This is a genomic window from Streptomyces anandii JCM 4720, from assembly GCF_014650655.1.
Taxonomy (GTDB): Bacteria; Actinomycetota; Actinomycetes; order Streptomycetales; family Streptomycetaceae; genus Streptomyces; species Streptomyces anandii.
This window is the reverse complement of sequence record NZ_BMVJ01000036.1, coordinates 42,750-46,778: the sequence shown is the minus strand read 5'-3', so window position 1 is coordinate 46,778 and position 4,029 is coordinate 42,750. Positions and strand designations below refer to the sequence as shown.

4 protein-coding genes and 1 pseudogene are annotated in these 4,029 nt (G+C 69.6%); 3 read left to right on the top strand and 2 right to left on the bottom strand.

Annotated elements, in window-relative coordinates:
* A pseudogene (locus IE249_RS34085) lies at window positions 1-381 on the top strand (arsenite S-adenosylmethyltransferase); the annotation flags it as partial.
* 103 nt (window positions 382-484) lie between these two features.
* On the opposite strand, the gene IE249_RS34080 reads toward IE249_RS34085, so the two are convergent.
* The gene (locus IE249_RS34080) at window positions 485-832 is read right to left on the bottom strand and encodes a DUF1330 domain-containing protein (protein ID WP_189711142.1); all 348 of its coding nucleotides are present in this window, start codon (window positions 830-832) and stop codon (window positions 485-487) included.
* A gap of 468 nt (window positions 833-1,300) precedes the next feature.
* Complete coding sequence (locus IE249_RS34075) at window positions 1,301-2,026, bottom strand: DinB family protein (protein WP_229859904.1); 726 nt, start codon at window positions 2,024-2,026, stop codon at window positions 1,301-1,303.
* Between the two features lie 336 nt (window positions 2,027-2,362).
* Here IE249_RS34075 and IE249_RS34070 point away from each other — a divergent pair, with 336 nt between their 5' ends.
* Together IE249_RS34070 and IE249_RS34065 are read left to right on the top strand one after the other, a co-directional pair.
* Complete coding sequence (locus IE249_RS34070; protein ID WP_189711141.1) at window positions 2,363-3,256, top strand: calcium-binding protein; 894 nt, start codon at window positions 2,363-2,365, stop codon at window positions 3,254-3,256.
* Between the two features lie 123 nt (window positions 3,257-3,379).
* A partial coding sequence (locus tag IE249_RS34065; RefSeq protein WP_229859902.1) for a DUF2797 domain-containing protein occupies window positions 3,380-4,029 on the top strand: 650 nt, incomplete at its 3' end.

Here is a 4,029-nt window from a genome sequence, read left to right as displayed (position 1 = left end):
TTCCGCGTCCTCAGGCCCGGCGGCCGCATCGGCGTCTCCGACGTCGTCGCCGACGACGCCCTCACGCCCGGACAGCGAGCCGAGCGCGGCGACTACGTCGGCTGCATCGCCGGCGCCCTCTCCTTCGCCGAATACCGCGCCGGGCTGCGAGCCGCCGGGTTCACGGACATCGAGATCGTGCCGACCCACCCGGTCGCCGACGGCATGCACTCTGCCATCGTCCGCGCCGTCAAGCCCGCCAGCGCGACCGAGGCAAACGGCTCCTCCGCAACCGCCGCTTGCTGCGGCGTAAATGCTTGCTGCACCTCCGACGAGCAGGCCGCCGATCCGTCGACTACCGTCACTGAGGCGAAGACCGCAAGCGGCTGCGGCTGTCAGTAATGATCTACGGGTCGCGCGGTCGTCCTGCCGGCCAACGCGTCGACGTCCTCTGGGCCCTGCCACGCGACGACCGCCTGCCGCCGGACTCGGCCGAGCCGGAGGGCTACTCGGCAGGCAGGGCCTCCCGCATCGCCTTTGCCGTGGCAGTCGGGTCGTAGCCCCCGGGAACGCCTTCGACCAGGATGATGTCGCCCTCGATGTGCCGCGAGCGCAGCGGTGCGATCTCCTGGTACGCGGGTGAGTCCCACCAGGCTCGCGCCTCGGCGATCCCGGGGAAGCCGATTACCACGACATGCCCAGGCCAGCTGCCCTCCTTCACCTCGTGCTGCGTGGCGTGCACGAGGAAGCGGCCGCCGTACTGCTCGAAGGTGGCGGGGATGCGCTCGATGTACTCGGCGATCTCCGGGTGCGGAGCGGCCTCTTGCAGGTGAGCTATGGCGTAGGCGGGCATGGTGTCCAGTGTCCTTCCGGTCGGTCGGGCGCCGTACGCCGACGATCATGGCATGCTGACGCGCCGGGGTCGATGACCTGACAGGTAAGCGGACCCCGTCCGCGGTGCGGACCGACCGGTCACACGCCCCCGCGCGCCTGATCGGTCGGCGAACCCGCCATGCGTGGCTGACTCGCACCGGCTGAGGCGCAGACGAACCCCCGATAACGGACGCCGCCCTCACTCATGCAACCACCATCCTTGCCGAACACAAGTGCTCGAAGCGGTGCCCCTGTCACAGTGACCGGTCGAGGACGGGGTCATGGATGCGCAGAAGGTGACCTTACGGAAGATGACGCCGTCGGAGTACGACGCGGCGACTGAGCATCGCGAAGCCGAGATGGCCCGAGAACCCGGCAAACTCATGCCGACCGACCTGACAAGGATGAGGCTCGAGCCTGGCGCAACGCATCGGTGGCCCCTGGCGTCTCATTCGCCGGTCTCGCCGTCAATGAGCTCGCGCGCGATGTCGAGGTGACCGACGTGGCGCGCGTACTCCTGAAACAGATGGAAGAGGATCCGCCCGAGCGAGGAAGCTTGGTCGAGCGTCTTGAAGCGGCCTCCGAGGCGTGCTTTGTCGCTCAAGGCGGCAGCCGCAACAAGGGCTTTCGTGGCCGCCGTCTCCGCTTGGTAGGTGGCTATGACCTCCGCGGCGGAGGCGTCGTCGGCGATCGTCCACTCCTCGGCGTCTCCGCCGGGAGGACAGGGGACGACGTCCTCGGCGGCGAACCCCCACCGCAGCCATCGGCGCTCGACCCAGCCGAGATGCTGGACCAGGCCGAGCGGCGACCAGCCCAGCGGCTCGACCGGCGTACGAAGCTGGTCGTCAGACAGCCCGGCGAGATTTCGCATCAGGGCCTTGCGGTACCACTCCAGGTAGCCGAGGAGCAGTTCGTGGGCGTCGGAAACGTCGACGGCTGGGCCGTCGAGGAGCGCGGGACCTTCTTCCGAGGGCTGCTGCAACCCGCGAAAGTAGTACGGAACGCGGCCGGCCGGCCCGTGGCCCTGGCGTGATCCTGGTGCTGCTGGTGTGATCACGGCATCGGTGCCGTCCTGGACCGGCCCGTTCACCGGCCTGCCAGGGACCGACCAGTAGCCTCGGTTCATGGCCGACACCACACCGCGCGGGCGTCGACTCACGATCACCGTGCTCATCGTCTGGCCGACTCTGTCACTTGCGGGATGGGGTCTGGCCCGCGTCCTCGGAGGCCCGGAGGACCTCGCCGACTCAGCCGTGAGAGTGGGCGCGCTGATCGTCGCCGTGGCGGTGGTCGAGTGGGCGCGCCGGCGCCCGAAACGCCGCCGAGCCAGGTAACCGCTCCGTGCAGCGACAAGTTGCCGGTCATTCATGGTTCAAAGAACTTCCGTTTGCCGTACAACCGTTCGTGGCTGCCGGAAGTCTCCGTGTGCGAGTCAACAGACTCCTCAGTCTCTTGAGGCCCAGCTGACCCCCACTCAGCGTGAGGCCCAATCTCCACTTGGAGACCATAGATGCGCATTCGTGCCAGCCTGGCCGCCACGGCTCTCTCCGGTGCCGCGGCCCTCACCGCCCTGGCCGTCCCGGCCGCTCACGCCGGGGAGAACCCGGCTGCTGCTGCCAAGGCCGAGCAGTACAAGAGCGCCCACCAGGCGCTGAGCAAGCACCAGTCCGTCGCCGCCGCGCCCGCCACCGGGACGGACGGCGACATCCAGGTGACCAAGGTGACCGTCAACGCCAACAAGGACTTCGTCGTCGGCGTGTCGCCGAAGTCGTTCAACGTCTACGTGACGGTGACCGACCCGTCGGGCATCTACCACGACCCGCACGGCGTGGACGTCGCCCTGTGGCACGGCACCGACTTCGACAACGACCTCGACGGATTCCTCTGGAACGAGAACGGCGCCACGAGCTGCGACTACTGGAGCGCCACCTCCGCCACGTGCAAGTTCACCATCACGGCGGAGCCGGGCCAGACCGGTGACCTGTACGACAGCTCGCTGAACGGCAGGTGGAACGTCACCGTCCACGCGACCGGCAACGACGGCGACTTCATCGAGAACGACTACTACAAGAACGAGTGGATCAAGCGCGCCAGCAGCTTCAGCGGCTTCAACGCCGGTCCCGAGCCCGTCTCCAAGGGCAAGACCATCACCGTCACCGGCACCCTCAAGCGGGCCAGCTGGAGCTACCTGAAGTACTACGGCTACGGCAGCCAGTACGTCCAGCTGCAGTTCAAGAAGGCCGGCAGCAGCACCTACAGCACCGTCAAGACGATCAAGAGCTCGTCCAGCGGCTACCTGAAGACCACGGTGACCGCCTCGGTGGACGGCACCTGGCGCTTCCACTACGCGGGTAACGGCAACTCCTCCGTCGCCGACGCCTACGACTACGTCGACGTGCGCTGAGCGGCCGGACGTCCCTACGACGGCGGTCGTCCCCCTTCCCCGGCAGACCGGGGAAGCGCGGGGCGGCCGCCGCCGTCTTCCTCGGGCCCGGACTGTCAGTGGCGCGCCGTACGCTCGTCGGTGATGGCACAGGTCTGGAAGTGCGCGGGGCTGCGGTGGGCGGCCGGGGACGGGCCCGCGCTCGTGTGGGAGGGCGGGCGGACGAGCCCGCTGACGTGGGGGAAACGCGTGGCCTTCGCGGTCGCGGAAGGGGGAGTGCGGACATGTGTGGGAGCGCGGGGGCATCCCTGCCCGGTCCGGGCGTCCGTGCCGGGGCGGAGCACGGGGGCGCGGTGCGAGGAGTGCGCGCGGCTGGACCGGGCCCACTCCGTGGCCGCCGACACGATCGCGGACGACCCGCGGCCGTATCACGTATATCTGGCGTGGTTCGGGCCCGGCATGATCAAGGTCGGGATCACCGCGGTCGAGCGGGGCTCGGCGCGTCTGCTGGAGCAGGGTGCGGTCTGCTTCACCTGGCTCGGCGCCGGGCCGCTGATGGCCGCGCGGCGCACTGAGGAGCTGCTGCGGGCGGCGCTCGACGTCCCCGACCGCGTCCCGTACGCCGATAAGAGGGCGGTGCGGGCCGCGCTGCCCGGGACCGCAGAGGCACGGTCCGCCGAGCTCGCGGGGCTGCACGCGCGGGCCGGGGCGCTCGCCGGGTGGCCGGAGTCGCTGGAGCGGGAGCCGTACCGGCCCGTCGACCACTGCGCGGTGTTCGGGCTGGAGGGGCTGCC